24 protein-coding genes and 1 tRNA gene are annotated in these 24,820 nt (G+C 52.1%); 9 read left to right on the top strand and 16 right to left on the bottom strand.

Translation table 11 applies throughout. The annotated features are described in order from the left end of the window. The first annotated feature begins 187 nt into the window (after positions 1–187). The 3 genes from fadE (at position 188) to OGV93_RS11460 (ending at position 4,098) form a co-directional block, all read left to right on the top strand. Positions 188–2,632 (top strand): acyl-CoA dehydrogenase FadE, encoded by a 2,445-nt coding sequence (gene fadE, locus OGV93_RS11470; RefSeq protein ID WP_016151814.1) that lies wholly within the window; start codon positions 188–190, stop codon positions 2,630–2,632. A gap of 110 nt (positions 2,633–2,742) precedes the next feature. Next, the gene (locus OGV93_RS11465) at positions 2,743–3,510 is read left to right on the top strand and encodes an amidohydrolase (RefSeq protein WP_016151813.1); all 768 of its coding nucleotides are present in this window, start codon (positions 2,743–2,745) and stop codon (positions 3,508–3,510) included. 177 nt (positions 3,511–3,687) lie between these two features. After that, a complete protein-coding gene (locus tag OGV93_RS11460) occupies positions 3,688–4,098 on the top strand; it encodes a Spy/CpxP family protein refolding chaperone (protein ID WP_016155758.1) in 411 nt (136 codons plus the stop codon). A 15-nt stretch (positions 4,099–4,113) separates the two neighbouring features. Here the strand turns inward: OGV93_RS11460 and OGV93_RS11455 are convergent, their stop codons facing one another. From OGV93_RS11455 to OGV93_RS11415, 9 genes are all read right to left on the bottom strand, one after another. Next, positions 4,114–4,833 (bottom strand): EAL domain-containing protein, encoded by a 720-nt coding sequence (locus OGV93_RS11455; protein WP_103928933.1) that lies wholly within the window; start codon positions 4,831–4,833, stop codon positions 4,114–4,116. 1 nt (position 4,834) lies between these two features. Further along, on the bottom strand, positions 4,835–6,502 hold the full coding sequence (locus OGV93_RS11450) for an O-antigen ligase family protein (RefSeq protein WP_287109585.1): 1,668 nt from the start codon (positions 6,500–6,502) through the stop codon (positions 4,835–4,837). A 1-nt stretch (position 6,503) separates the two neighbouring features. Next, positions 6,504–7,046 (bottom strand): fimbrial protein, encoded by a 543-nt coding sequence (locus OGV93_RS11445; protein ID WP_137379584.1) that lies wholly within the window; start codon positions 7,044–7,046, stop codon positions 6,504–6,506. Between the two features lie 9 nt (positions 7,047–7,055). Continuing rightward, positions 7,056–8,120 carry a fimbrial protein gene (locus OGV93_RS11440; protein ID WP_287109584.1) on the bottom strand — a complete coding sequence of 355 codons (1,065 nt, stop codon included), beginning with the start codon at positions 8,118–8,120 and terminating at the stop codon, positions 7,056–7,058. Continuing rightward, a complete protein-coding gene (locus OGV93_RS11435) occupies positions 8,117–8,722 on the bottom strand; it encodes a fimbrial protein (RefSeq protein WP_019076065.1) in 606 nt (201 codons plus the stop codon). The genes OGV93_RS11440 and OGV93_RS11435 overlap by 4 nt, the downstream gene beginning before the upstream one ends. Before the next feature lie 12 nt (positions 8,723–8,734). After that, positions 8,735–9,511 (bottom strand): fimbrial biogenesis chaperone, encoded by a 777-nt coding sequence (locus tag OGV93_RS11430; protein WP_287109583.1) that lies wholly within the window; start codon positions 9,509–9,511, stop codon positions 8,735–8,737. 26 nt (positions 9,512–9,537) lie between these two features. After that, positions 9,538–12,009: a fimbria/pilus outer membrane usher protein gene (locus OGV93_RS11425; RefSeq protein WP_016155751.1), complete on the bottom strand. Its 2,472-nt coding sequence runs from the start codon at positions 12,007–12,009 to the stop codon at positions 9,538–9,540. 41 nt (positions 12,010–12,050) lie between these two features. Next, positions 12,051–12,599: a fimbrial protein gene (locus OGV93_RS11420; RefSeq protein WP_019076063.1), complete on the bottom strand. Its 549-nt coding sequence runs from the start codon at positions 12,597–12,599 to the stop codon at positions 12,051–12,053. 69 nt (positions 12,600–12,668) lie between these two features. Next, on the bottom strand, positions 12,669–13,217 hold the full coding sequence (locus tag OGV93_RS11415; protein WP_016155749.1) for a fimbrial protein: 549 nt from the start codon (positions 13,215–13,217) through the stop codon (positions 12,669–12,671). Between the two features lie 749 nt (positions 13,218–13,966). On the opposite strand from OGV93_RS11415, the gene OGV93_RS11410 reads away from it, so the two are divergent. Both OGV93_RS11410 and OGV93_RS11405 read left to right on the top strand, forming a co-directional pair. Then, complete coding sequence (locus OGV93_RS11410) at positions 13,967–14,650, top strand: winged helix-turn-helix domain-containing protein (RefSeq protein WP_223307926.1); 684 nt, start codon at positions 13,967–13,969, stop codon at positions 14,648–14,650. A gap of 1 nt (position 14,651) precedes the next feature. After that, the gene (locus tag OGV93_RS11405) at positions 14,652–15,170 is read left to right on the top strand and encodes a FidL-like protein (RefSeq protein ID WP_016155747.1); all 519 of its coding nucleotides are present in this window, start codon (positions 14,652–14,654) and stop codon (positions 15,168–15,170) included. Between the two features lie 156 nt (positions 15,171–15,326). Here OGV93_RS11405 and OGV93_RS11400 read toward each other — a convergent pair. After that, positions 15,327–15,403 (bottom strand) — tRNA-Asp (locus OGV93_RS11400). A gap of 134 nt (positions 15,404–15,537) precedes the next feature. Beyond that, positions 15,538–16,266 (bottom strand): DNA polymerase III subunit epsilon, encoded by a 729-nt coding sequence (gene dnaQ / locus OGV93_RS11395; RefSeq protein ID WP_029139417.1) that lies wholly within the window; start codon positions 16,264–16,266, stop codon positions 15,538–15,540. Between the two features lie 64 nt (positions 16,267–16,330). Between dnaQ and rnhA the strand changes: the two genes are divergently transcribed. Beyond that, entirely contained in the window at positions 16,331–16,798 is a 468-nt protein-coding gene (gene rnhA, locus OGV93_RS11390) for a ribonuclease HI (protein WP_287109582.1), read from the top strand. Here the strand turns inward: rnhA and OGV93_RS11385 are convergent. Then, entirely contained in the window at positions 16,795–17,517 is a 723-nt protein-coding gene (locus OGV93_RS11385) for a class I SAM-dependent methyltransferase (protein WP_019076062.1), read from the bottom strand. The two genes, rnhA and OGV93_RS11385, sit on opposite strands and share 4 nt — an antisense overlap. A gap of 33 nt (positions 17,518–17,550) precedes the next feature. Here OGV93_RS11385 and gloB point away from each other — a divergent pair, with 33 nt between their 5' ends. Both gloB and mltD read left to right on the top strand, forming a co-directional pair. Beyond that, entirely contained in the window at positions 17,551–18,306 is a 756-nt protein-coding gene (gene gloB / locus OGV93_RS11380; RefSeq protein WP_046274999.1) for a hydroxyacylglutathione hydrolase, read from the top strand. Between the two features lie 71 nt (positions 18,307–18,377). Then, the gene (gene mltD / locus OGV93_RS11375; RefSeq protein ID WP_029139416.1) at positions 18,378–19,736 is read left to right on the top strand and encodes a murein transglycosylase D; all 1,359 of its coding nucleotides are present in this window, start codon (positions 18,378–18,380) and stop codon (positions 19,734–19,736) included. A gap of 49 nt (positions 19,737–19,785) precedes the next feature. On the opposite strand, the gene OGV93_RS11370 is transcribed toward mltD, so the two are convergent. From OGV93_RS11370 to OGV93_RS11360, 3 genes are all read right to left on the bottom strand, one after another. Next, the gene (locus OGV93_RS11370; protein WP_049271174.1) at positions 19,786–20,556 is read right to left on the bottom strand and encodes a class I SAM-dependent methyltransferase; all 771 of its coding nucleotides are present in this window, start codon (positions 20,554–20,556) and stop codon (positions 19,786–19,788) included. A 76-nt stretch (positions 20,557–20,632) separates the two neighbouring features. Continuing rightward, positions 20,633–21,433: an endonuclease/exonuclease/phosphatase family protein gene (locus OGV93_RS11365; RefSeq protein WP_029139415.1), complete on the bottom strand. Its 801-nt coding sequence runs from the start codon at positions 21,431–21,433 to the stop codon at positions 20,633–20,635. A gap of 131 nt (positions 21,434–21,564) precedes the next feature. Next, positions 21,565–22,740, bottom strand: a complete 1,176-nt coding sequence (locus OGV93_RS11360; RefSeq protein ID WP_131380669.1) for an MFS transporter — start codon at positions 22,738–22,740, stop codon at positions 21,565–21,567. Positions 22,741–22,844: 104 nt separating this feature from the next. Here OGV93_RS11360 and yafC point away from each other — a divergent pair, with 104 nt between their 5' ends. Then, entirely contained in the window at positions 22,845–23,759 is a 915-nt protein-coding gene (gene yafC, locus OGV93_RS11355; protein WP_047498515.1) for a DNA-binding transcriptional regulator YafC, read from the top strand. A 20-nt stretch (positions 23,760–23,779) separates the two neighbouring features. Here yafC and dkgB read toward each other — a convergent pair whose 3' ends face one another. Continuing rightward, positions 23,780–24,583, bottom strand: a complete 804-nt coding sequence (gene dkgB, locus OGV93_RS11350) for a 2,5-didehydrogluconate reductase DkgB (RefSeq protein ID WP_047417102.1) — start codon at positions 24,581–24,583, stop codon at positions 23,780–23,782. Positions 24,584–24,820 lie beyond the last annotated feature (237 nt).

The raw sequence follows: 24,820 nt of genomic DNA, 5'->3' as shown, positions 1-24,820 counted from the left end.
CGCTACCAGCGAGAAGTACAAGCCACAGGAATGGCTGCGGCTTTTGATTTTTTGTGCCGGTTAAAACAGCAACAATGTGAGCTTTGTTGTAATTATTTTGTAAACACATTGCTAAAAGAATTTACATCCACTACAACCATATCATCACAAGTGGTCAGACCTCCTACAAGCAAGGGAGCTTTTCGTTATGATGATTTTGAGTATTATCGCTACGGTTGTTCTGCTCAGCGTTCTGTTTTATCACCGCGTGAGCTTATTCCTCAGCAGCTTAATTTTGCTCGCCTGGACAGCTGCGCTTGGCGTGGTTGGCCTGTGGTCAATCTGGCTGCTGGTTCCTCTGGCCATTCTCCTCGTACCGTTTAACTTTACGCCAATGCGCAAATCCATGATCTCTGCGCCAGTGTTCCGCGGTTTCCGTAAAGTCATGCCACCGATGTCGCGCACTGAGAAAGAGGCGATTGATGCCGGTACAACCTGGTGGGAAGGCGACCTGTTCCAGGGCAAGCCAGACTGGAAAAAACTGCATAACTATCCTCAGCCGCATCTGACAGCTGAAGAACAAGCGTTTATTGACGGCCCGGTGGAAGAAGCCTGCCGCATGGCGAACGACTTCCAGATCACCCATGAACTCGCGGATCTGCCGCCGGAACTGTGGGCGTATCTGAAAGAGCACCGCTTCTTCGCGATGATCATTAAGAAAGAGTACGGCGGGCTGGAATTCTCCGCGTATGCTCAGGCTCGCGTTCTGCAGAAACTCTCCGGCGTTTCCGGGATCCTGGCGATCACCGTTGGCGTACCTAACTCCTTAGGCCCTGGCGAACTGCTGCAGCATTACGGCACCGAAGAGCAGAAGAATCATTACCTGCCGCGTCTGGCTCGTGGTCAGGAGATCCCCTGCTTTGCTCTGACCAGCCCGGAAGCGGGTTCCGACGCAGGCGCGATCCCTGATACCGGCGTGGTTTGTATGGGCGACTGGCAGGGCCAGCAGGTGCTGGGTATGCGCCTGACCTGGAATAAGCGTTATATCACGCTGGCGCCTATCGCTACCGTACTGGGTCTGGCATTTAAACTCTCCGACCCGGAAAAACTGCTGGGTGGTGAAGAAGATCTTGGCATTACCTGTGCGCTGATCCCAACGTCAACGCCAGGCGTACAAATTGGGCGTCGACACTTCCCGCTGAACGTGCCGTTCCAGAACGGTCCGACGCTGGGTAAAGATGTCTTTGTGCCGATTGATTACATCATCGGTGGCCCAAAAATGGCCGGTCAGGGCTGGCGCATGCTGGTGGAATGTCTGTCCGTGGGACGCGGTATTACTCTGCCGTCTAACTCGACGGGCGGCGTGAAATCGGTCGCAATGGCAACCGGCGCGTATGCGCACATTCGTCGCCAGTTCAAAATCTCTATCGGTAAGATGGAAGGTATTGAAGAGCCGTTGGCACGTATTGCGGGTAACGCGTACGTGATGGATGCAGCGGCGTCGCTGATTACCTACGGTATTATGCTGGGTGAAAAACCGGCGGTGCTGTCGGCCATCGTGAAGTATCACTGTACCCACCGTGGACAGCAGTCAATCATCGATGCAATGGATATTACTGGCGGTAAAGGCATTATGCTTGGCGAAAGCAACTTCCTCGCCCGTGCTTATCAGGGCGCGCCTATCGCCATTACCGTAGAAGGTGCCAACATTCTGACCCGGAGCATGATGATCTTCGGTCAGGGGGCAATTCGCTGCCATCCGTACGTTCTGGAAGAGATGGCTGCGGCACAGAGTAACGATGTGAATGCGTTCGACAAGCTGCTGTTCAAACACATCGGCCACGTCGGCAGTAACAAAGTGCGCAGCTTCTGGTTGGGCCTGACGCGCGGCTTAACCAGCAGCACGCCAACCGGCGATGCGACCAAACGTTACTACCAGCATCTGAACCGTCTGAGCGCTAACCTGGCACTGCTTTCGGATGTCTCCATGGCCGTACTGGGCGGTAGCCTGAAGCGCCGTGAACGTATCTCCGCGCGTCTGGGCGATGTATTAAGTCAGCTGTATCTGGCCTCTGCGGTACTGAAGCGTTATGACGATGAAGGCCGTAATGAAGCAGACCTGCCGTTGGTTCACTGGGGTGTTCAGGATGCGTTGTACAAAGCGGAACAGGCGATGGACGACCTGCTGAAAAACTTCCCGAACCGACTGGTCGCGGGCTTGCTGAATGTGGTTATCTTCCCTACCGGTCGCCACTACCATGCACCGTCTGACAAGCTGGATCATAAAGTCGCGAAGATTCTGCAGGTTCCGAGCGCCACTCGTTCTCGCCTTGGCCGCGGTCAATACCTGACGCCGAGCGAGCATAACCCGGTAGGTTTGCTGGAAGAGGCTTTGCTGGATGTGATTGCAGCCGACCCTATCCACCAGCGGATCTGCAAAGAGCTGGGTAAAAACCTGCCGTTTACCCGCCTGGATGAACTGGCGCACAATGCGCTGGCTAAAGGGCTGATTGATAAAGACGAAGCCGCAATTCTGGTGAAAGCCGAAGCGAGTCGTCTGCGTAGCATCAACGTGGATGACTTTGAACCCGAGGCGCTGGCGACTCAGCCGGTAAAGCTGCCAGAGAAGGTGCGTAAAGTCGAAGCCGCGTAACGACACACGCACAACGTTTAGCCCCGCTTAATGCGGGGCTTTTTATTGCCACATTTCAGTTAGAGCTCATGCTACAGTGTCAAAATGTTGTTCAATGAGGAGCCTCGATCGTGCCCGGTTTGAAAATTACTCTGCTGCAACAACCGCTGATCTGGATGGATGGCCCGGCCAACCTGCGCCATTTCGACCGCCAACTGGAAACCGTCACCGGACGTGATGTCATTGTGTTACCTGAAATGTTTACCAGCGGATTTGCCATGGAAGCGGCAAGCAAATCGCTGCCGCAGGAAGAGGTTGTCAGTTGGATGCGCACTAAGGCGCAACAGACGAACGCCCTTATAGCAGGCAGCGCCGCTCTCCTGTCTGAACGTGGCCCGGTAAACCGCTTTTTGCTGGTCGAACCCGAAGGTAATGTCCATTTCTATGACAAGCGCCACCTGTTCCGCATGGCGGATGAACATCAACATTATCAGGCGGGGGACGCGCGGGTTATTTTTGAATGGCGCGGCTGGCGCATTCTGCCGTTGGTCTGTTATGACTTGCGTTTTCCGGTATGGTCGCGCAACCGCAACGATTACGACCTGGCATTGTATGTCGCCAACTGGCCGGCGCCGCGTTCGCTACACTGGCAGGTTCTGCTCACCGCGCGGGCAATTGAGAACCAGGCTTATGTAGCAGGATGTAACCGCGTGGGTACTGACGGTAACGGCCATCATTATCGCGGTGACAGCCGGGTGATTAATCCGCAGGGGGAGATTATTGCCACCGCCGAGCCACATCAGGCTACGCGCATTGACGCTGAACTGTCACTCTCGGCGCTGCGCGAGTACCGCGAGAAATTCCCCGCCTGGCAGGACGCTGACCCGTTCACGCTATAGATATCGCCTTCTTCCCGCTGCACAACGTTTTCCGTAGCGGGATTGTTTCACTCCGTAACCAACCGCAAAACAAATTCGCGTGGCGACGTGCTTCGGGCATCGTATTCTGCAAAGGATAATCACTCGTCACCAGCGAGTGACAGACAATGTTAATAATTCCCTTATCAGGATCCCGAAATGAAGAACTTCGTACGCATGACTTTGCTGGCGGCAACCGTGGCTGGCGCTTCTTTTAGCACGCTTGCAGCAAACGTATCCAATGTACCCGCACCAGCTCAGGACCCGGTAGTTCAGCACCTTAAACTGAGCACTGACCAGGTTGCGCAGATTAAAAAGCTGCACCAGCAGCTTGAAACCAACGTTAGCCAGATATCGGTGAAGGATGTTAAAGACGGCGCGTTGATTGACGTCATCAAGTCCGGGAAATGGGATGAAGCCGCCGTCAAAAAACAGCTTTCCGCCTTCAGCAATATCGAACAGCAGGCGCGTTATTACCGCGTGAAATACTATTTCGACCTGAACAAAGTACTGACCCCAGAACAGCGCCAGCAGGTGCAAAAAGATATCGCACAGACGCTGAGCGAATAATGACCATGGCCTGAATCAGCAATGATTCAGGCCTTTCGGTAATACTTCCTGCTCGAACAAAAATCCCTGCACAGCATCTGCGCCGCTCATACGGCAAATGGCGTAATCCTGCGGCGTTTCCACCCCCTCGATCACAACCCGTTCTCCCAGCCCGCGAAATTGATTGACCAGTACCCTTAACTGCCAATCCGACGTCCTGAACTGATGAAACATTCCGCTTTCAATTTTGATGGCATCGAAACGGATGCCAGACAGTCGCCAGACAAAAAATAGCTCAGGCGAAACATCATCCAGCCACACGCGAAACCCGTGACGCACCAGGGTTTTAACGGCAATGCATACGGCCTGCTGTTCTGCCTTTTCCAGTCGCATCATGGTGCCAGGATCCTGTATTTCGATAACAATCCGCCCCTGATGCGCCTGCCGGGCGAGCTGCGCAATCCACGACAGACAGGTCAGCATCCTGACGGATAAATTCAGCGAATAACTTCCTGAGAGTGCCAGTACCTGCCGCATTTGCCACAGAAATAGCTGCTGTTTTGCGGTGATGGAAAGGTGCTTGAAAAAAAGATCGAGCGGTAGCGGCGTGCGTACCTGACTTAACACCTCACAGACATCCAGCGATGCATCATCAAAAAAATGGATGCGCTGCAAACGGATCCCGGTGATCCGCAGCAGCTCGGCGTTGCGGGGAAGCTCTGGCCCAGGGCGGGTCTGTTCGCTGAATCTGTTCATATCATTCCATTTTTTGATTGAAAGGACGTCGTACATCCCGCAGCCACGGGATACGGCGATCGTTCGGGTATGTCAGGTAAAAGCGCGTCGCCAGACGATGCGCCTCAGGTAGGTCGCGCTGCTGTAACGCCAGCAAGATTTGCGTGAAGGAGACATTCGGGTCTGGGTGAACACGCACATAGTCAGGCGCCCAGCGGCGAACCGCTTCCAGCCAGCGAGCGTCCCGGGTACGCTGATACCGTTGCAGATACCCCATCTGAACATCAAACCGGTAGCGAGGGGCAAGGAGCCAGCCTCCTACCGGGAGCGACTCGGCCAGACGCCACTGCGCTGACTGTCGCTCCGCCAGCGTCAACTGCTGTTGCGTGTGCAGTGAGAGAAGCAACAATGGCGTGAAGGTTAAAAACGAGATCAATGCCAGCGCACGAATCAGCAACGTCGACGTAAGCGTCAGGCGAGCCACTTTTAGCGGGCTATCTGCACAACGAAGCAGCAGGATCAGCAGTAACCAATGTGGTGTTGACTGCCTGACGGGGTATTCCGTCAACATATGAATAACCACCGGCAGCGCCGCCACCAGACAAGCGCGACGCCAGCGATTTCCGTGCATCCACAGCCAGAAGCCTCCCGTAATAAAGCACAGCGCCCCCGCCAGTCCAACCAGGCCGCCCTCCACCAGCCACAGCACCAGCTCATTGTGCGGATGCGAGATGCTGCTCAGCCCCAACGGCCCCGCGCGTTCGAGAAACACGGCGGCAAAACTGCCCACGCCCCACCCCGTCCACGGGCGTTCGGCAAATAATGCCAGTGACGTTTTAAGCACCGTCCAGCGCACCTGGGAAGTGGTCAGGTGATCGACTGTAGCAACGGACAAAAAATGGCGAGCGAGCGTGCCCGCCACCATGCCTAACGCCAGCGGCAGCAGAAGTAGCAACAACATACGGCGTTGCGCCGGGAAAACCACCAGCAGCAAGACTTCACCTACCACCACAGACACATAGCCGGTTTGCGACTGGGATTCATGCAGCACAAAGCCCATCATCACCAGAGCAACCCCGATGACAATTCGATATCTGTCGCGTAGCCGTAAAAAGAGCGGGGCTGACAGCAGCACACCAGATGCAGTGAAGCTGGCCATCAGATTGACCTGCTGAAAAATACCGTAGGGCCGCGTACCGCGTCGCCAGGCAAACTCCCAGTAATCAACACCCGGCAAATGCCAGTACTGATACAAAAACGCCAGACATTCGATGACGCACGCGCCCCATAGCAGGGTCAGCAGTACCGTCAGGGTGTTTGCCGCAAGCGGAATCTGCAATGTCACCAGATAGACGAGCACGCCTCCCAGCAGCGCCCCTGCGACCAGGTGCGCCTCGAACTGCCAGACGCCAGGCGTCAGCAGACAAAGCAGCGTCAGGATGAGCGCCCCCATCGAAAAAACCGTGGCGGGGACAGTGATGCGCCAGTGTTGACGAGGCACCAGCACTGATGCGCTTGCAGCCAGCACAACGGCATAAATCCAGCTCGTAATATTAAGCGGCAACGACAGACCGCTGCCGCCGTTATTCGGCCAGTAGAGATGCATTACCCCACACCAGAAAAACAGACTAATAACGAGCAATAATTTCTGCGCAGGCAGCGGGGCAATACGATTCAGTGCGTTCATCATGCTACTGGTAGTTCAGTGTCCAGGTTCCGCTGGCGCTGAACGGACCGTATTCGAGAGACTGATTTTTTATCGCCGACGGCTCTGCTGCGACCCACGCCCAAAAATTTAGCGTCATCGAGCCTGCAGTTATCTCTTTGACTGACGTACTCTCATCAAGGCGGATTGCCGTGCCGTCCTCTTCGCTCATCCCAATACCGATCCCTGTCGCGCCGCCCTGTTCACTGCTATCCAGCGCCAGATGATCGGCAAGCTCAGCATCCTCACTACCACTGAAAGTGACCGAGATCCCGCGAAAAACCTCTGGGTTGCAGTCGCGTAGCTGAATGCTGAATTTTTCCGGCTTACTGCGCCCCGAAAGATAGAGATCCTGCGTTGCGATTTGCCCGAAATCGACCTCGATTTTGTCGCCTCCAGGTGCCAGGCTGCAGGCCAGCGCTCTGATAGTGCCGTGAAAATACATATCGCCGCCGACCAGTTTGGTGTCGGCCTGCGCCATGCCGCCAAGCAGTAACACACCGATCGCGAATAACGCCGAAAATCTCATGGCATCCCCCTACTGAAACTGCGCAACAACGGTGGCAGAGGCTTCAAACTCACCTTCCTTAACGCTTCCCGCGCCCGGCTTTGCCACCGGTGCAGCGGTAAGATTCCAGTCGCCCTGATTCTGGTAAAAACCTTTCACGTTATAGAATTGATTGGGCACGACGGTGCCACCGCTCTCGTCTTTAAGCATAATGCCGAGATCGTCGCGCTTTTGTCCGCCGCTCAGCGTGCCGAGGAGATGATCGTTGAACCCCGCCGTGCCTGACGCCGTGGTAGTTTGTACGCCAAGATTAATGTTCAGCGCGCCCTGATCGAAGCTGCCGCCTTCACAAACAACATGAATGGGGATCGACTTGCTGTAGTTAGTGCCATTGAGCCGGGCAGCGGATCCTGGCAGATCGCCAAACTCAATACTGATTTTGTCTCCCCGGTTGAAGGTGCATTTGTCCGGTACGGTAATCAGCCCGGATTTAATCACCACACGGGAAATCGCCGTAGTGGGCGTAGGTCCCGCGCTCCCCATGCGCCCGGCTACCTCCACCAGCGATTGGGAAGTGATATTGATGCCGTTGATAATGGGTTTAGTGACAATAAACGTCACTTTCCCTTTTGAACCACTTTCAACGTTAGTGGCGCGCGTGTAGCCCTTGCGCTTTTTGCAAGTGTTATTGCTGTTGCGGTTTGAAACGTTGGTAAAAGGCGCCTGAACATACTGTTTATAGCCCCCGGCAACCCACACCTGCACTTCCACATCCAGATACTCATTTAGCCGAAAACGGTTCGCCCCCTGATTTGAAGGCGGCATCGTAGTCGTGGTGGTGTAGTAAATCGGCGACCGGGAGATGTCAGCCTGCTCGCAATAGAAATTCACCACATACCAACTGCCCAGATTCCAGGTAAACGGATCCGTTCTGCCACCCACGTGGTTTTTACTGACATCCAGCGAGCTCAATTCGATATCGTACTGATGCGGCGACCCGCCCTCCGGCTCACCTTCCCCCTGTGTAAATGCCTGCCCGGCCAGTGGACAGCCAGCCAGGGCAACCCACAACAGCGCTTTGCGTAATACGCTCATAGATACTCCAGCTTAAGTCTCACCAGGCCGTTAAATTCTCCGGCAGTCACCTCTGGCCCAAAAGATTCCAGCGTGGCCAGAAAGTGAATGGCGTTATCGCCTGGTTTGAGGATCCACATACGTTGCGGTTGGTTCAGATGGATCAGCTGATTACGCTCGGTCAGTAGCCGAATGCCCGCGCCGCGCACATCACCACGAATACGCCCCAGGTCACTGTTTTCCGGCGCGCCTTCGGCCATCAGCGTCATCGAAACGCCACGTTCCACCGTGCTGTGCGCCAGCTCAGGCATTTCGCTGGTCTGCCCGGGGAAATCCCTCAGGGTATGACCAGAGCCCTTTAAGCAGCCGTTCAGGTACAGCGTGACCAACACCGGTTCGCTGCGATCGCCGCCCTGGCGAAACCGACTGGCGGAAATATCACCAAGATTGATGGTCTGATCGCGTGAGGCCATATCCAGCACGCACGGCGACACGTAGACCCGGCCGTGAAAGCGGACGTTGCCATACTCACCGGACACGTTGCTCATATCCTGGCGGCCGCTGGTGGCCTGAACCTGCCAGGCCATGCCCGCCATCAGCAGGGCGCAAAGCATCTTTTTCATTTACGATTCCTGTTACCGGGGCTGTTGCTCCATCGGCAATGCTTTACATACATTGCCTGTGCAGCTGAATTTCAGTTCGGGATGACCGCCAAAATCGTTCACGTACATCATGCTGAACTGGCTGACGCTGCCGTCCGTGACGCTGAAATCGAGAGAGGATTTTGGTGAGACCATAACGCCGGGGAAGTCGGTCAATATGCCGCCTCCCTGCGCTTCTGGCTTGCGGCTTAAGCCGATTAAGGTGACGAAGTAAGGCGTTGGGTTATCCACACTCCAGCGCTGGCCCTGCTTGTGAAAGACCAGTTGGTTTTGCCACACTGCGCCCGGCGTTTCCGGCACAATGGCGGCCGGACGGTAGAACAATTTGATGCGCGACTGCATCGCCAGTTGCAGCACGTTCGGCTTATCCGGTTTAGGCGGAATTTCACGTACGTTCAGGTAGAACAAGCTCTCGCGATCCTGCGGCAGGGCGTTGATCCCGCTGGTTTTCGTCACGCGGGCAATTCCCTTTTGCCCGCCGTTAATTCGTTGCAGCGGCGGTAAGACCATCAGCGGCGAGGTAATTTTTGTTCCGTTGGCATCTTCCACCCACGACTGAGCCAGAAACGGAATGCTCGGGCTGGTATTGGTTAAGTTCGCACTGACTGAGCGCGCATCACCAGTGATGATCATGCGGGTACGGTCGAGCGCAATACCCGCCCATGAGGTGTTGATCTCTGCAATCAAAAGCAGGCCACAGGCCACGGGTTTAAGCCAACGCTGCACGGAGTAAAAAGCTTGATTATTCATGACAAAATTCATTCAGGTTATTGAAATTATTCACAAGGCAACAGCACGTTACCTTCCGGGTTGATTTGTTGTGGCACCTGTAAGTGGCACTGCGCACGGCCAGCCCAGGCAACGGAAAGACGCTCAGCCGGATTCACACCCGCAATCCAGGCCATACCGTTTTCCATTACCATGGCGACGCTAACGCCGTTAGCGTTAAACACTTCGGCGCCAAACGGCGGTACCGAACCATCCTTCAGGCGTAGCAGCGCCATCATTTTTTGCCCCTGCGCCACGGCAAAATGCTGGTAGCCAATCGCACCTTCCGTCAGGGTGTTGGTCACGATGGCTTTAGTCGCGGAAATGTCCTCGTCCATTGCGTCCACATCGATACGGGTATCAAAGCTGTGATAGCTAACGACGTCCGGTACGACGGCAATACCGAAGCGGTTTGAGTGCGCCTGTTCGCCGTTCAGCGGCACGTTCGCCACCCCGTCGGTATCAACCATCACCCTGGCGGTATTCATCGACGCCTGGCTGTTGTGCAGCGCCGCACCGTGACGCGTCGCGGTAAAGCCGCCGCGCATCGTGCCGCCCACGGAGAAATAACGTGATTGCTGCCAGCTGACGTTAGATTCCAGTTCCGCCATCATGCTGCGGTGCTTGTAATAGCCATCAAACGCCGTACGCCCTTCACCGGAAACCCCTGTGCGCAAACGCCACGGATTGTTACGGTCGCGGTTATCGGAATACGAAACCATCTGGCTGGTCTGGTTGCCGCTGTTCTGCAATTCGTAATCCATAGAGCGGCCATCGCTCCATGGCACCGAGATTGAAAGCGAAAGACTGTCGTCTCGTTTGCCCTGATACTCAGAGCGGTAAGCCGCAACGTTGGCGCTGATCCCCTGGATGCCAGCAAATGAAAAGCTGTGCCCCATCGATAATCCGTAACGATCCTGGGAACCGCGATCCCAATAGTTCTGGTGGGTATAGGTCAGGTACAGCGTGGTCGCTAATAGTGGGTCGTCAGCAAAGAAGGTTTTGTTGCCGGTGATGGTGTACATCTCTTTTTCGTTGCCGGCACTGTTGTTATTTTCATACTGCTCGTCGAGAAACTGCGAGAAAGTGCGGAAGTTACGCTGTGAGAAGCGGTAACCGGCAAAGGTGATGGCGCTGTTGTACTCATCAAAAGTTTTGGCGTAGCTGAGCTTAAAAGACATGCCTTTTTGTTCAGCCTGATGCTTTACCCGACTCACGGATTGCGTCGCATCAGCCGACAGCGCCCCCAGCCAGCTCAAGTCCCGCCCAATCCCCATCGACCAGGCGTTATAGCGATCGCCAGTGAGCAGCGCGCCGCCGTACAGCGACCATGCATTGCTGACCCCCCATGAAAAATCACCGCTATAAAACGCAGGCCCCTGAACGTCGTGGTTATAACGCGATGGCTTCCCGACCGCGGCGTTGTAGCGCACATAGCCTGGGCGCGTCAGATAAGGAATATCGGCCGTATTGACCTGAAAAGTATGTACGCTGCCATCCTGCTCCTCGACGCGAACATCCAGCGTGCCGCGTACCGAACCGTGCAGATCCTGAATATTAAATGGCCCTGCAGGAACGGTGGTTTGATAGATAACACGGCCCTGCTGACTGACGGTAACCTTCGCATTGCTGCGGGCGATGCCGTGCACTTCAGGCGCGTAGCCCTGCAAATTCGGTGGTAACATACGCTCGTCGCTGGCGAGGTTAGCCCCGGTGAAACGCACCGAATCAAAAACCTGGGAATTCAGGTAGATTTCGCCGACCGTCAGTTTTGCAGCCTGCATCGGCAACGGTCGATAGGCATAGATCTGATCCCAGTCGATACGGCCGCGATTATCATCCGAAGCGTAATTGGCCTGATACTGGCCACGAAATCGCCACGCGCCGAGGTTAAAACCTGTCTGCCCATAGCCAGACAGAGAGCGATAACGATCGCCGCCCTGTTCATAATGTGTGGCCTGGCCCGAGACGCTGTAGTCAAAAATCAGCCCTGCGACGCCGTTATCCCAGCGTTCCGGTGGCGTCCAGTCTGGATCGGTATATTTCATCCACGCCTGGGGCACGATAATGTCCAGTACGCCTGCGCTATTATTCAACGCCACACCCGGCAGGCGGGAAATGTCATAGCAGGTCGCGCTAATCGGATGAATATAGGCCAGCGCTTCTTCTTTGAGCGCCAGTAATTCGAGTTGTTGCGGGGTCAGACATGCCATGGATTTATGCGGGTTGGCAGGATCGACGATATAACGGATCGACTGCTGTGGAATCTCCTGGCTGTTAATACGAACATCCAGCAGATATTCTCCGGGAGTCACAAAGTTGCCTTCGGAAAAACGCTGCAAATCGACATTGTGCCTGTCGCTGGCATCCAGTACGTCGGTATTAAATTCAATGGCCTCATCCGCTTCAGCCCATGAAGAGGCACAGACCAGAGCAATAAAAAGCGCCAGACGTTTTTTATCTGTTTTCAGCGTGATCATTTTCGTTCGCAAACCTTCAGATACCCGAATTGCAGTGCAGCTCAGAGATAATTCACAACAAAATGCGTGACCGCAGTAAATTCGCCAGATGTCATTCTTCCGTCGCGGGAGATCAAATAAGCCGTAAAATTGAGCGTGTTTTTCCCTGGATTAAGCACATAGTCCGGTGATGGCTCACCCAGATGAATTTGCTGTCCGTTGCTGTCATATATTTCTATCGCTAAATTTTCAGTTTCCGATTGCACGCTTAGATAATCAGGATTGTCACTATCCGGTGCGCCAGAAAAGGTAATATTGGCGCGTTGAAACAGATTCCCGGGATGTTGAGAATCCCCTAATGAACATCCCAACAAATGAATGCTGAAATCATGCGCTGATACTTTCTCTGGTTTTCCGGAAATATCTCTGGCTGAGAGATCATCAAATTCAACCAGTAGCGACCGGTCGCGTGGATCGACATAACAGGCAGCCTCAATAATATTTCCGCGCATGCGCATTTTGCCGGGCGTACTGACAAGACGATTGGTGTCAGCCAAAACCCATGCAGGCGATATGAAGATAAAAAGCAGTAAAATTCGCCATCCAGGCATCACCGCATTTCCTTTCAGTTATTCGCAGGAAGGGTTAAGCAGGCGCGTTAATGCGCCTGCTGCAGATCGTTACTGGTAGTCGATCTGGAAATTAACGGTAGATTCGAAATCACCTGGGGTTACCGCTGCAGATGCGTTGTTTGCCTGCAGGTAAGCGACGAAATCAATGTCGGTTTCACCATCGGTAATGTTGACCTGAGAAGCGGCTTGGCCCCATTCCACGTCCTGGTTGCCACTGTCAATCATACCGATGCCCGCGCCCTTTGCAGTACCAGAGGTGAACGCAGCTAGTGCGTTGTTGTCTGTATCAATCGTTGCCGGGGTATAGGTCACAGTGGCCGTTTTCGCGACGGTCGTATCACAGCCCTGCAGAACGATTTTGGCATGCTTAACGCCAGCACGTTGGTTGTCTTTTAACTGAGAAGTTGGGATCTCACCAAAATTAACCTGTACCGGGCTGGATTCTGGTGCCAGACCACATGCGGAATTAACCAGAGAACCGGTGAAGTGAATTTTACCGTTAGTCGGTTCGACATTTTTTGCAGCAAAAGCAGAAGAGGCAGTAAAAGTCATTCCCGCCATCAGCGCACAGGCCACAGCCACGTTTTTCATTTTCATATTACTACTTAACCTTATATCTGTTTTTTAGTTATTCCGAAGATCTATTTCCGCAGATAATATATGTCCGGGAATCCTGATCTGCAGGTGGCGGTAGCGCATATCCTTGCAAACAATCCATCTCAAGCCGCCCCGTATTTTGAACTTCATTGGTATTCCATCCGAAATACCGTCCACAGTTGTTTACGCTGTTTCGGGGCTTATATTAAGTCGACGGGAAAATGACACAATGCAAAAATCCGGTATTAATCAAACTCAGGGAATCATGTTGTAACACTGTCTGCACAGCGATCGTCTACCTAAAAAACCGCCAAAAATCACGACTTAACCAGTGTTAATATCTATCATTCAGCATTTTTATAGAGTTTTTATCTATCAACTATTTTTTTATTTAGCCAGAACAACAGGCAAAATGTATTTATGAAATTTTTGTAAAAATGAAATTGGATATCAAAAGCGAGTAATGACAATAAGATAGTGAAAGAGAGGAAGGAGAAAAGAGGATTCTATAAGAGATATTAAAATATTGTTATATAAATATTAATAAAGCGATCTATGGTACAACCATTTTTTATAAATGAATTATGTTATGCTATTGCTTCACCCACTCGAATGCGAGATATCCTGCTTTAAAGGAGACATCAGTGATTTCTCATATACCAATAAACAAAATTAAATCCGTAATTATTGGTGATGGCTTAGTTTTCAGACCACATAAAAATACCCTAAAAGACCTGGCATCTGGTGAAATGGCCACATTGAATAATGTGGCAACACAATTACTGCTCTATTTGTTGCAAAATGGTAAAGAGATATCCTCGCGTGATGAAATTCTGCTGAATGTTTTTCAGCATAATGGCGCCAGAGCGACGGATGCGAATCTCAATCAGCACATTTCATTTCTGCGCAAAGCAATAACGTCTACGGGTCATCCTGCAGAGCTCATCGTCACAATTCCGCGGATGGGATTTCGGATGGGCGACGCTAATATCAATATTCAGCAACTGGAAGAAGCGCAAGCTCCCGCCAGAATTGCCAATGTTGCATCGACGCTCAACAAAAAGAAACAAAGCCGTTGGCCTGTGGCGATAACCGCGTTAATTACTGGTATCGCCGTGCTGGCGACAGCGTGGTTAACATGGATTCCCAATGAAATCGCCATGACGGACGCGACTATCCTGCGGACTATCGACTATGAACAATGCCGTGTACATATATTAGGAAACGCCCTCACCGACACCATAACCGAAAAGAAAGCGCTGGATATTTTCAAGTCCGTGGGCATTAACCCCGACTGTTCGTACCCAAAAGATCTGTATCTCAATACCTGGGCGAGCAACCATAATCTGGTTGAGTGGTCGTTTGCCGCTGAATGCGGGCTGAACCTCGGCTATTACCATTGCATCAGCCAGTATCGCCATCATGAGGAATGATATGAAGCAAGAAAGCGATCACTCTCCTTTACTATGGTCAGTCGTGATTGCCATTTTTGGGCTGGCGGCTATCGCTTTTTTTATTATCGCCGGGAATGCGAAAAAACAAGAAATCAGTTTTTCCTGCTCCTCGGAATTCACGTCGATACTCGACATCCAGGATACAAAAAAGGTACTCCATGGAATAATGCTGATTACCAGCTACAACTCCGGACACCTTTCATTGTCAGTACAAGGGAAACTCAAAAGTGATGATGGCGAGTTTGCTGTGAACCGAAAACTGTTCTTTCGCTATGCCCGACCACTCGGCCATACCGCCGGTGTTTTCATGCTCACTCCCAACGGACGTGAAAAATCTCCCGATGATGAAGCAACGGATGCTGTCGATTATCTCTTCTTCGACGCTTACGAACGTGCCGACAAGCTGTATATGCTAAAGCACTTGAATGAAGAAACGGTGCTTATCGGCGATAACTTTTCCCCCCGCTTCGCCTGCGTGATGAATCACTTCGCAGGTTGATCTGCCCCTGGATATGCGTCGGGTTAAGGATGACCTGATGTGTTGCCTGCCCGATAGCACGGACGTGGTCGATAAAGTGTGATGAGGAGATTATTATTGTTGGCGGGCCAAAACGACGAAAGCCTGAATCATTTCTGATTCAGGCTTTCTGAATAGTGGCGGAATGGACGGGACTCGAACCCGCGACCCCCTGCGTGACAGGCAGGTATTCTAACCAACTGAACTACCACTCCGCGTTGTGTTCCGCTTGGGAACGAAGCGAATATTACGGATTGCCTCACGCCTCGTCAACGCTTTTTCTCACGTTTTTTAATCGTTTGCTGCAAAAATCACCCGAATGGTCATTTCCATACGGAAAACGTACAAACTATGCCCGCCAGAGGCAACTTCCGCCTTTCTTCTGCACCAGGTCAAGGCGCGACTCATGGGCCGCTAACTCTTCATCAGTGGCGAAAACAACGCGTAGTTTGCTGGACTGTCGCACAATACGCTGGATCCCCGTGTCATTCTGCTGCTGGCTGTCACCTTCCATTGAGAACGCCATCGTGGTCTGCCCACCGGTCATCATCAGATAAACGTCGGCCAGAATCTGGGCATCGAGCAATGCGCCGTGCAGGGTTCGCTTACTGTTGTCTATTTCATAGCGTGAGCATAACGCATCAAGGCTGTTGCGCTTGCCAGGAAACATTTTCCTCGCCAGCGCCAGGCTATCGGTAATTTTGCAGAATTCGTTTGTCTTCGGAATATCCCGCCTGAGCTTAGCGAATTCGTAATCCATAAACCCGATATCAAACGATGCGTTATGGATGACCAGCTCCGCACCGCGGATGTAGTCGAGAAACTCATCGGCCACATCGGCAAACGTAGGTTTATCAAGCAGGAATTCGTCTGCGATTCCGTGTACACCAAACGCTTCCGGGTCCACCAGCCGATCCGGTTTCAGGTAAACGTGGAAGTTATTCCCGGTCAGGCGGCGGTTCACCACTTCAACCGCACCGATCTCAATGATCTTGTGGCCTTCGTAGTGGGCGCCAATCTGGTTCATACCGGTGGTTTCGGTATCGAGGACGATCTGTCGTGTAATTCCAGTGCTCATAACGGTCATTTATGTCAGACTTATCGTTTGATTTCGATTTGCTAAAACAGGAAGTCTACCAGAGATGCTTAAACAGGTAGAGATTTTCACCGATGGTTCTTGCCTGGGAAATCCAGGGCCAGGTGGTTATGGGGCGATTTTACGCTATCGCGGGCGCGAAAAAACCTTTAGCGAAGGCTACAACCTCACCACCAATAATCGCATGGAGCTGATGGCGGCAATCGTTGCGCTGGAAGCCCTGAAAGAACAGTGTGAAGTGATACTCAGCACGGACAGCCAGTATGTGCGCCAGGGCATTACGCAGTGGATCCACAACTGGAAGAAGCGCGGCTGGAAAACAGCAGATAAAAAACCAGTGAAGAACGTCGATCTGTGGAAACGTCTGGATACCGCGCTGGGGCCGCATCAAATCAAATGGGAATGGGTTAAAGGCCATGCGGGCCATCCGGAAAACGAACGCTGTGATGAGCTTGCGCACGCTGCTGCAATGCGTCCCACTCAGGATGATATTGGGTATCAGGCTGAGGCTTAAACGTCTGGTTTACGGTATTGCCGGGTTGCGCCAACGGCCTGGCGGATAGGCGTTTTGCTTTTATTTTGTTTCATCGGGTTGAGCGTAAGCGGAATGGTTCGCTTACGCGCAACCACCAGTTGCAAACAGCCCAGCGCAGGGATATGGGCGCTTAACATTTTCCCGCCCTTCTTGTTCCAGGGCAGGACATGAAAACGGCTATAGTGCAGTACTTCAAAATTCAACAATGAGAGCCAGTCCAACTGCCGCATGAGGGTAAACATCCGGCTGTTGTAGGGCGATGTTTTACGCAATACGGGCACCAGTTTACGCAATCCCATCAGACTTACCGGGTTAAAGCCGCTCAGAATCAACCAACCGTCATCAATAAGCACGCGATCGGCTTCATGCAATAAGCGATGTGGATCGGAACACCACGGCAGCGTATGAGCCAACAAACAAACATCCACGGACTTATCGGCAAAGGGCAGATGTAAAGGATCGGCAGTCACCTGCATGGGAGCGCCTTGCAAAGAAACATTTACCTGATGAGAAACCGCGCACGCTTCAGAATTGATTTCTGCGCTTAAATTGCCAATCTTAAGCAGATGAAATCCGTACATTTTTGCGAACCACGGGTTAAGCTGATGCTCCAGCGCCTGACGATAGTGTTCGCCCCAGGGCAAATCATCCCAACTAACGGGCGCTACGACAGTTTGAGGGATCCTTGCCGGTTTCATCACAACCTTCCGTTACGCATTGAGAGGTAATCTATGAATCTTAACAGTATTCCTGCATTTCAGGACAATTACATCTGGGTCCTGTCGAATAATGACAAACATTGTCTGATTGTGGACCCGGGTGAAGCAGAACCTGTTCTGAAAGCTATTGCAGAACATAACTGGGTTCCCGAGGCCATTCTGCTGACACATCATCATCAGGATCACGTGGGCGGCGTGAAAGAACTTCTGCAACATTTCCCACAAATAGCGGTATACGGACCGGCTGAAACGCAAGATAAGGGAACGACGCATATAGTCGAAGATGGCGATATTGCACTCGTTTTGGGGCATGAATTTACGGTAATTGCTACGCCGGGTCACACTTTAGGACATATCTGTTACTTTAGCCACCCTTACCTGTTTTGCGGCGACACGCTCTTCTCCGGTGGCTGCGGTCGGCTTTTTGAAGGCACAGCATCTCAAATGTATCAATCACTTAAAAAACTAAACGCACTTCCTGACGATACATTGATTTGTTGCGCACATGAGTACACATTAGCAAACATGAAGTTTGCCTTAAGCATTCTTCCGCACGATCCGTTCATAAATGAATATTATCGTAAAGTTAATGAGTTACGCGTAAAAAAACAAATGACACTGCCCGTAATTCTGAAAAATGAGCGACGAAATAATCTTTTTTTAAGAACAGAAGATATTGATTTAATTAATGAAATAAATAAAAAAACAATATTGCAACAACCTGAAGAGCGTTTTGCCTGGTTAAGGTCAAAGAAAGATACGTTCTGACAATTGCGGGTTGCCTTTTGAAAACTTCGCCGTTATGATCGGTCGTCTTTTAAGCAACTATTGACACACACATGAAGGCAAAAGCGATATTACTCGCCTCTGTCCTGCTTGTTGGGTGCCAGAATACTGGTAACGTCCAACAACACGCACAGAGCCTTTCTGCAGCTGGTCAAGGGGAAGCAGGAAAGTTTACAAGTCAGGCGCGATGGATGGACGACGGAACATCTATCGCTGCTGATCAAGATTTGTGGGCTTTCATTGGTGACGAGCTAAAGATGGGAATTCCGGAAAACAACCGGATTCGCGAACAGAAACAGAAGTATTTACGCAATAAGAGCTATCTCCACGATGTAACTTTACGGGCAGAGCCGTATATGTACTGGATAGCCGGGCAGGTTAAGAAACGTAACATGCCAATGGAACTGGTACTACTACCCATAGTGGAGAGCGCTTTTGATCCTCACGCAACGTCTGGCGCCAATGCCGCAGGTATTTGGCAGATCATTCCGAGCACGGGGCGCAATTATGGTTTAAAACAGACCCGCAATTATGATGCACGTCGCGACGTTGTGGCTTCCACCACCGCCGCACTGGACATGATGCAGCGTCTGAACAAAATGTTTGATGGCGACTGGCTGCTGACCGTTGCTGCTTATAATAGCGGTGAAGGTCGTGTCATGAAGGCAATTAAAACGAACAAAGCCCGTGGTAAACCCACTGACTTCTGGTCGTTGCCATTGCCTCAGGAAACGAAGCTATATGTGCCAAAAATGCTGGCATTGAGCGATATACTCAAAAACAGCAAACGCTATGGCGTGCGTCTGCCAACAACAGACGAAAGCCGCGCGTTGGCACGTGTTCGCCTGAGTAGCCCGGTTGAAATGGCTCAGGTTGCCGATATGGCAGGTATTTCCGTCAGCAAGCTGAAAACCTTCAATGCAGGCGTGAAAGGCTCCACGTTGGGTGCCAGTGGTCCGCAATATGTGATGGTGCCAAAGAAGCATGCAGAGAAGCTGCGTGAGTCTCTGGCCTCAGGCGAAATTGCAGCCGTGCAGTCAACGTTGGTTGCGGATAACACACCGCTGAACAGCCGTAGCTACAAAGTTCGCTCTGGCGATACGCTTTCTGGCGTCGCTTCACGTCTTGGCGTGAGCACCAATGACCTTAAGCAGTGGAATAATCTGCGCGGGTCATCGCTGAAAGTAGGCCAAAATCTGACGGTGGGCGCTGGTACTAGCGCACAGCGACTGGCGAACAACAGCGATAGCATCACCTATCGTGTGCGTAAAGGCGACTCGCTCTCGAGCATTGCCAAACGCCACGGGGTTAACATCAAGGATGTGATGCGCTGGAACAGCGATACGAACAATCTGCAGCCAGGCGATCAGCTAACGTTGTTTGTGAAAAACAGCGGTATGCCGGACTCCTGATAGCATTGTAGAAATGAAGGCACTGGTTTCCCCCCAGTGCCTTTTTTATTTATCCCGCTTTATGTGCTTCAACCATTATCGTGTCGCTGGTAAACGAGCCATCTTCCTGTAACGCAAAATAGGCTTTCACTTCCGCAGAAGCACTTTGTTGGTATACACGGATCGCGTCGCTCAATGCTGCAGGCGTGCGCATCCGCGCCACCCACGAACTGAACTCCAGCGGCAGACGATCGGTTAACAAGGTATCGGCAATCAGATTGGCGTCATTAATTAACGACAGCCATTCTCCGCTGGAATAGTTGCGTACGTGCGAGGTATCGCGTAACGCCTCCACAGTTTGCAACCAGATGTCACGTACAGGATGGCCTGGCGACATCACATCCATCACAATCAGCACGCCGCCGGGCTTCAGAACGCGGTTCACTTCTCGCAACGCACGCCCGACATCATGCCAGTGATGCGCGGAATAGCGGCTAATCACCACGTCAAATACGTTATCTTCAAACGGCAGGCTTTCAGCATAACCCTGCCGTGTGGCGATATTCTCCAGACCTCTGTCCTTTGCCGCTTCAGTGACCACGTCAAGCATCTGCGACGATAAATCATATGCCACTACCTGCTTTACGTATTGCGCGGCCACAAAGCTGGCGTGCCCCGCTCCGCATCCCATATCCAACACACGGGCCTGCGGAAATGCCAGCAACCTTTCCCCCAGACGTTGCAAGTCACGACCAGAGGCGTGCACCGCACTGGTTAAGTAGGCATTAGCCTGAGAGCCAAACTGTTTTTCGACGTTGTCATGATGAGAGCGTGTTGTCATTGTGTTGTCCTTCGGTTGTTGTGAAATATGAAGGGCAACCATCACAGGCCTGCCCTACGGCAGACCTGACACACCGTTATTGTTCAGGTTTGCCGGGACTGAATTCAACGAGTAGCGGGTTGTGGTCGGAGGCGCGGGTGACCAGCACAGAGGCCTCACTCACGTTCAGACCGCGATAGAACACAAAATCGAGAGGACGACCAAACGCGCGGCGGCGCTGATCGTCGGTAAAGCGCACCTGGCGCAGCGACATTTCACGCGCAAAGCGGTACAGCGCATTCATCCGTCGACGGCTCCAGGCATTAAAATCGCCGGCCATAATCACCGGACCGCTGTGATGAGCAATCTGATCGCCAATGGGAAGTAACTGCTTACTATAGACATCAACGCCAAGGCTAAAGTTAACCGCGTGGATATTCACCACCATTAACAACCGAGTGTCAGGCAACGGGTACACCGTCACCAGCGCCGATTTCGCCAGCCGTAAAATAGGCTCACGCTCGCGCAATGGGCAGCAGTAAACAGGATGGGCGGAGGAGAGTGTCATAACGCCAGAGGGGTGCTGAGGCAGCACAAAGGCGGGAACCTGGTCGGCAGCGAGATAGTTAGTGGTCGCAAACTGCACCAGTTCTGGTGTGGTTTGCGCTTCCTGCAATAACACCAGATGCGCGTCTTTACCAAAATTCTTCAGCACCGACTGCCATTCTGCTCGCTGCTGTTTAAAAATATTCCATACCAGCACGCGAATGCGATCTTCACTGCTCAACGGTACGCCTGCGGGTAATGCCTGGCCAATATGCGCAAACGAGCCCGGCGGTAAAATCCGCTCGGCGGGTTGTCCGGCAACATAACGCATGGCATAGGTGTTTTTTCGCACTTTAGACTTTCAAACCTCTGTAACGTCAACCAGTCCGCAGCCGGATTGGTTCTTCTGTTATAGGGATTTTAGCACTCACTTTCAACGAACAATTGCAGTTTGTTTTGTAAGTAGGCGCTTACATCAATGATTTACCCCAGAGCAACGCGTGTGGACTTATCAAGACGGCCGCTCAGCCCCATCAGCAGGAAAGCCACCAGAACAATAAGTGCGCCAATCCATGGTGTCTGCGCCAACCCATAATGCTCGACCGTTTGTCCGCCAATCACGGAACCCAGTGCAATACCAATGTTAAACGCTGCAATGTTCAGCCCTGACGCCACATCAACAGCATTGGGCGTAAATTGTTCCGCTTTCTGTACCACGTAGACCTGCAACCCTGGTACGTTACCGAAGGCAAAGATCCCCATCACCAGAATGGTAGCCAGCGCGGCGTACTGCGTGGAAGCCGTCAGTTGGAAGACCATCAGCAGAACAAACAGCGCGGCGAAAATGAATTTCAATGCAGGAACCGCACCATGCTTATCCGCCAGCTTACCGCCCCAGATATTGCCGATAGCGACTGATACGCCGTAACCCAGTAAGATCCAGCTCACCGCTGCCGGGGAGAAGCCCGCCAGATCCTGCATCATCGGTGCCAGGAAGGTGAAAGCCGTGAACACACCACCGTAGCCCAATGCCGTAACGGCGTAAATCAGCAACAAACGAGGATGAGTCAGCACTTTCACCTGGTCGCGAATGCTGGCGGCCGCTCGGCCAGGAATGTTAGCCGGGATCAGCAGTTGGCTACTAATCAGCGCAATCACGCCTAACATTGATACTGCCAGGAAAGTCTCACGCCAGCCAAAGTGCTGGCCGATAAACGTACCCAGCGGCACGCCCGTGACCAGCGCCACCGTTAAGCCACCGAACATAATAGCGATAGCGGAAGCCGCTTTTTCTTTTGGTACCAGACTTGTCGCGATAGTGGAACCAATCGAGAAGAATACGCCGTGAGCCAGCCCTGTCAGCAGACGGGCGACAATAAGTGTCATATACCCGGGTGCCTGCCATGCCAGTAAATTCCCCGCCGTAAACAGGACCATCAGCGCGACAAGCAACTTTTTACGTGGCAGGCTTCCGGTCAGAGCGGTCAGCACTGGTGCGCCAATCGCCACACCCAGCGCATAGATTGAAACCAGCATCCCGGCTGAAGGTAACGAGATTGCCAGTTGTTGAGCGATGGTCGGCACCAGGCCAACAATCACAAACTCAGTCGTGCCAATAGCGAAGGCACTTATTGTTAGTGCAAATAATGCGAGAGGCATAAATAACTCCGTAACATCAGTAATCAGATGACACGCAGTATGCCGGGATGTTTTAATAACAAAAATATTCAAAATCTCAATATAATTTTGCGTCAGGTGCAAAAATGAAAGCAACCTCTGAAGAACTTGCGATTTTTGTGGCCGTTGTGGAAAGCGGCAGCTTCAGCCGGGCGGCAGAACAACTCGGTCAGGCTAATTCCGCGGTCAGTCGGGCAGTAAAAAAGCTGGAGATGAAATTGGGTGTGAGTCTGCTTAATCGAACTACCCGACAGCTAAGCCTGACTGAAGAAGGAGAACGCTACTTCAGGCGTGTGCAGCAGATACTGCAAGAGATGGCAGCAGCAGAAACGGAAATCATGGAGTCACGCAATACCCCGCGCGGCCTGCTGCGTATCGACGCGGCAACGCCGGTGATGCTGCATTTCCTGATGCCGCTAATCAGACCGTTCCGTGAGCGATATCCTGAGATGACATTGTCTCTTGTCTCCTCAGAAACGTTCATCAATCTTATTGAACGAAAAGTGGATGTCGCGATACGAGCAGGTACGCTGACTGACTCGAGCCTGCGTGCGCGTCCGTTGTTTACCAGCTATCGTAAGATTATTGCCTCACCGGACTATATTGCCCGTTTTGGCAAGCCCGAGACCGTCGAACAGTTAAAGCAGCATCTGTGTCTGGGGTTTTCCGAACCCGTTTCACTCAATACCTGGCCGATTGCCCGTAGCGACGGACAGCTCCATGAGGTCGAATGTGGGCTTTCTTCCAACAGCGGGGAAACGTTAAAACAGCTTTGTCTGAGCGGCAATGGTATCGCATGTCTTTCAGATTATATGATTGATAAAGAGATCGCGCGGGGAGAACTGGTGGAGCTGCTGGCCGATAAACGTCTGCCGGTAGAAATGCCTTTCAGCGCCGTTTACTACAGCGATCGTGCGGTCAGTACACGCATTCGGGCATTTATAGACTTTTTAAGTGAATATATAAGAACAGCTCCCGAAGGAGCTGTGAAAGAGGGTTAAAGGTACAGAGGGTCGGGCAATTAATCCCAATCAGGGGCCAGGCCTTCCGGGCTGACCAGACGATCGTTGCAGTCCAGTGCCGCGATCGCTTTTTTATCTTCAGTATCCAGATGCAGGTCCAGCGCCAGCAGGTTGCTTGCAAGGTTTTCACGCTTGGTAGATGAAGGGATCACGGAGTAACCTTCATCCATTGCCCATGCCAGAATAACCTGCGCTGGGGTCGCGTTATGTTTAGCGGCAATGCGTGCAATCACTTCATCTTTTAGCGCCTTACCGTAAGCCAGCGTCATGTAAGAGGTGATGTGGATACCGTGCGCTTTAGCCCAGTCAACCACCTTACGACTCTGCAGATACGGAGACAGCTCAATCTGGTTGGTCGCGATATTGTCTGCACCGACTGTAGCAATGGCTTTTTCCATCAGCGGAATAGTGAAGTTTGAGATACCAATTTCGCGAGTCAGCCCCTGCTCTTTCGCTTCAAGCAGCGCCTGCATAAATTCTTCAACGGATACCGCATCGCCCGGAGATGGCCAGTGGATCAGCGTCAGATCGACATAATCCGTACGCAGTTTCTTCAGACTTTCTTTCAGACTTGGGATCAGTTTGTCTTTGCTGAGATTTTCAATCCAGATCTTGGTGGTGATGTACAACTCGTTACGCGGTACGCCACTTTCGGCAATCGCCTGACCAACAGCCGCTTCATTTTCATAGATTTGCGCAGTGTCGACAGCACAGTAGCCCAGCTCAAGCGCCGTTTTGACAGAAGCGATAACCACGTCGTCTTTCAGGCGAAACGTACCTAAACCGAATGCAGGGATAGTCATAGAATTCCTCTTTTTAATCACTATGTTCGTTAACTGAGAGGATTATGACCATCAGTTCTTTACCGAAAAAGAGTGAAAAATGCAGAGGATTTTTGCGGATTCAGCAATAATTAATTCGCTGGAAAAGAAAAAGCCCTGAGCGTTAGCTCAGGGCTCTTAATAAGTGGCGGAACGGACGGGACTCGAACCCGCGACCCCCTGCGTGACAGGCAGGTATTCTAACCAACTGAACTACCG

The sequence above is a fragment of the Citrobacter sp. Cb031 genome (assembly GCF_030336725.1).
GTDB classification, from domain to species: domain Bacteria; phylum Pseudomonadota; class Gammaproteobacteria; order Enterobacterales; family Enterobacteriaceae; genus Citrobacter; species Citrobacter braakii.
Note: the sequence above shows the minus strand (reverse complement) of the source record. Positions and strands in the feature narration are given on the sequence as shown.

Coding starts and splice junctions, on each gene's coding strand:
- OGV93_RS11385 (WP_019076062.1), bottom strand. CDS start 17,517: ATGAAACCGGCAAGGATCCCTCAAACTGTCGTAGCGCCCGTTAGTTGG.
- rnhA (WP_287109582.1), top strand. CDS start 16,331: ATGCTTAAACAGGTAGAGATTTTCACCGATGGTTCTTGCCTGGGAAAT.
- yafC (WP_047498515.1), top strand. CDS start 22,845: ATGAAAGCAACCTCTGAAGAACTTGCGATTTTTGTGGCCGTTGTGGAA.
- mltD (WP_029139416.1), top strand. CDS start 18,378: ATGAAGGCAAAAGCGATATTACTCGCCTCTGTCCTGCTTGTTGGGTGC.
- dkgB (WP_047417102.1), bottom strand. CDS start 24,583: ATGACTATCCCTGCATTCGGTTTAGGTACGTTTCGCCTGAAAGACGAC.
- OGV93_RS11410 (WP_223307926.1), top strand. CDS start 13,967: ATGGCCACATTGAATAATGTGGCAACACAATTACTGCTCTATTTGTTG.
- dnaQ (WP_029139417.1), bottom strand. CDS start 16,266: ATGAGCACTGGAATTACACGACAGATCGTCCTCGATACCGAAACCACC.
- OGV93_RS11405 (WP_016155747.1), top strand. CDS start 14,652: ATGAAGCAAGAAAGCGATCACTCTCCTTTACTATGGTCAGTCGTGATT.
- OGV93_RS11440 (WP_287109584.1), bottom strand. CDS start 8,120: ATGAGCGTATTACGCAAAGCGCTGTTGTGGGTTGCCCTGGCTGGCTGT.
- OGV93_RS11425 (WP_016155751.1), bottom strand. CDS start 12,009: ATGATCACGCTGAAAACAGATAAAAAACGTCTGGCGCTTTTTATTGCT.
- OGV93_RS11460 (WP_016155758.1), top strand. CDS start 3,688: ATGAAGAACTTCGTACGCATGACTTTGCTGGCGGCAACCGTGGCTGGC.
- OGV93_RS11450 (WP_287109585.1), bottom strand. CDS start 6,502: ATGATGAACGCACTGAATCGTATTGCCCCGCTGCCTGCGCAGAAATTA.
- OGV93_RS11360 (WP_131380669.1), bottom strand. CDS start 22,740: ATGCCTCTCGCATTATTTGCACTAACAATAAGTGCCTTCGCTATTGGC.
- OGV93_RS11420 (WP_019076063.1), bottom strand. CDS start 12,599: ATGCCTGGATGGCGAATTTTACTGCTTTTTATCTTCATATCGCCTGCA.
- OGV93_RS11430 (WP_287109583.1), bottom strand. CDS start 9,511: ATGAATAATCAAGCTTTTTACTCCGTGCAGCGTTGGCTTAAACCCGTG.
- OGV93_RS11370 (WP_049271174.1), bottom strand. CDS start 20,556: ATGACAACACGCTCTCATCATGACAACGTCGAAAAACAGTTTGGCTCT.
- OGV93_RS11435 (WP_019076065.1), bottom strand. CDS start 8,722: ATGAAAAAGATGCTTTGCGCCCTGCTGATGGCGGGCATGGCCTGGCAG.
- OGV93_RS11455 (WP_103928933.1), bottom strand. CDS start 4,833: ATGAACAGATTCAGCGAACAGACCCGCCCTGGGCCAGAGCTTCCCCGC.
- OGV93_RS11415 (WP_016155749.1), bottom strand. CDS start 13,217: ATGAAAATGAAAAACGTGGCTGTGGCCTGTGCGCTGATGGCGGGAATG.
- OGV93_RS11445 (WP_137379584.1), bottom strand. CDS start 7,046: ATGAGATTTTCGGCGTTATTCGCGATCGGTGTGTTACTGCTTGGCGGC.
- fadE (WP_016151814.1), top strand. CDS start 188: ATGATGATTTTGAGTATTATCGCTACGGTTGTTCTGCTCAGCGTTCTG.
- gloB (WP_046274999.1), top strand. CDS start 17,551: ATGAATCTTAACAGTATTCCTGCATTTCAGGACAATTACATCTGGGTC.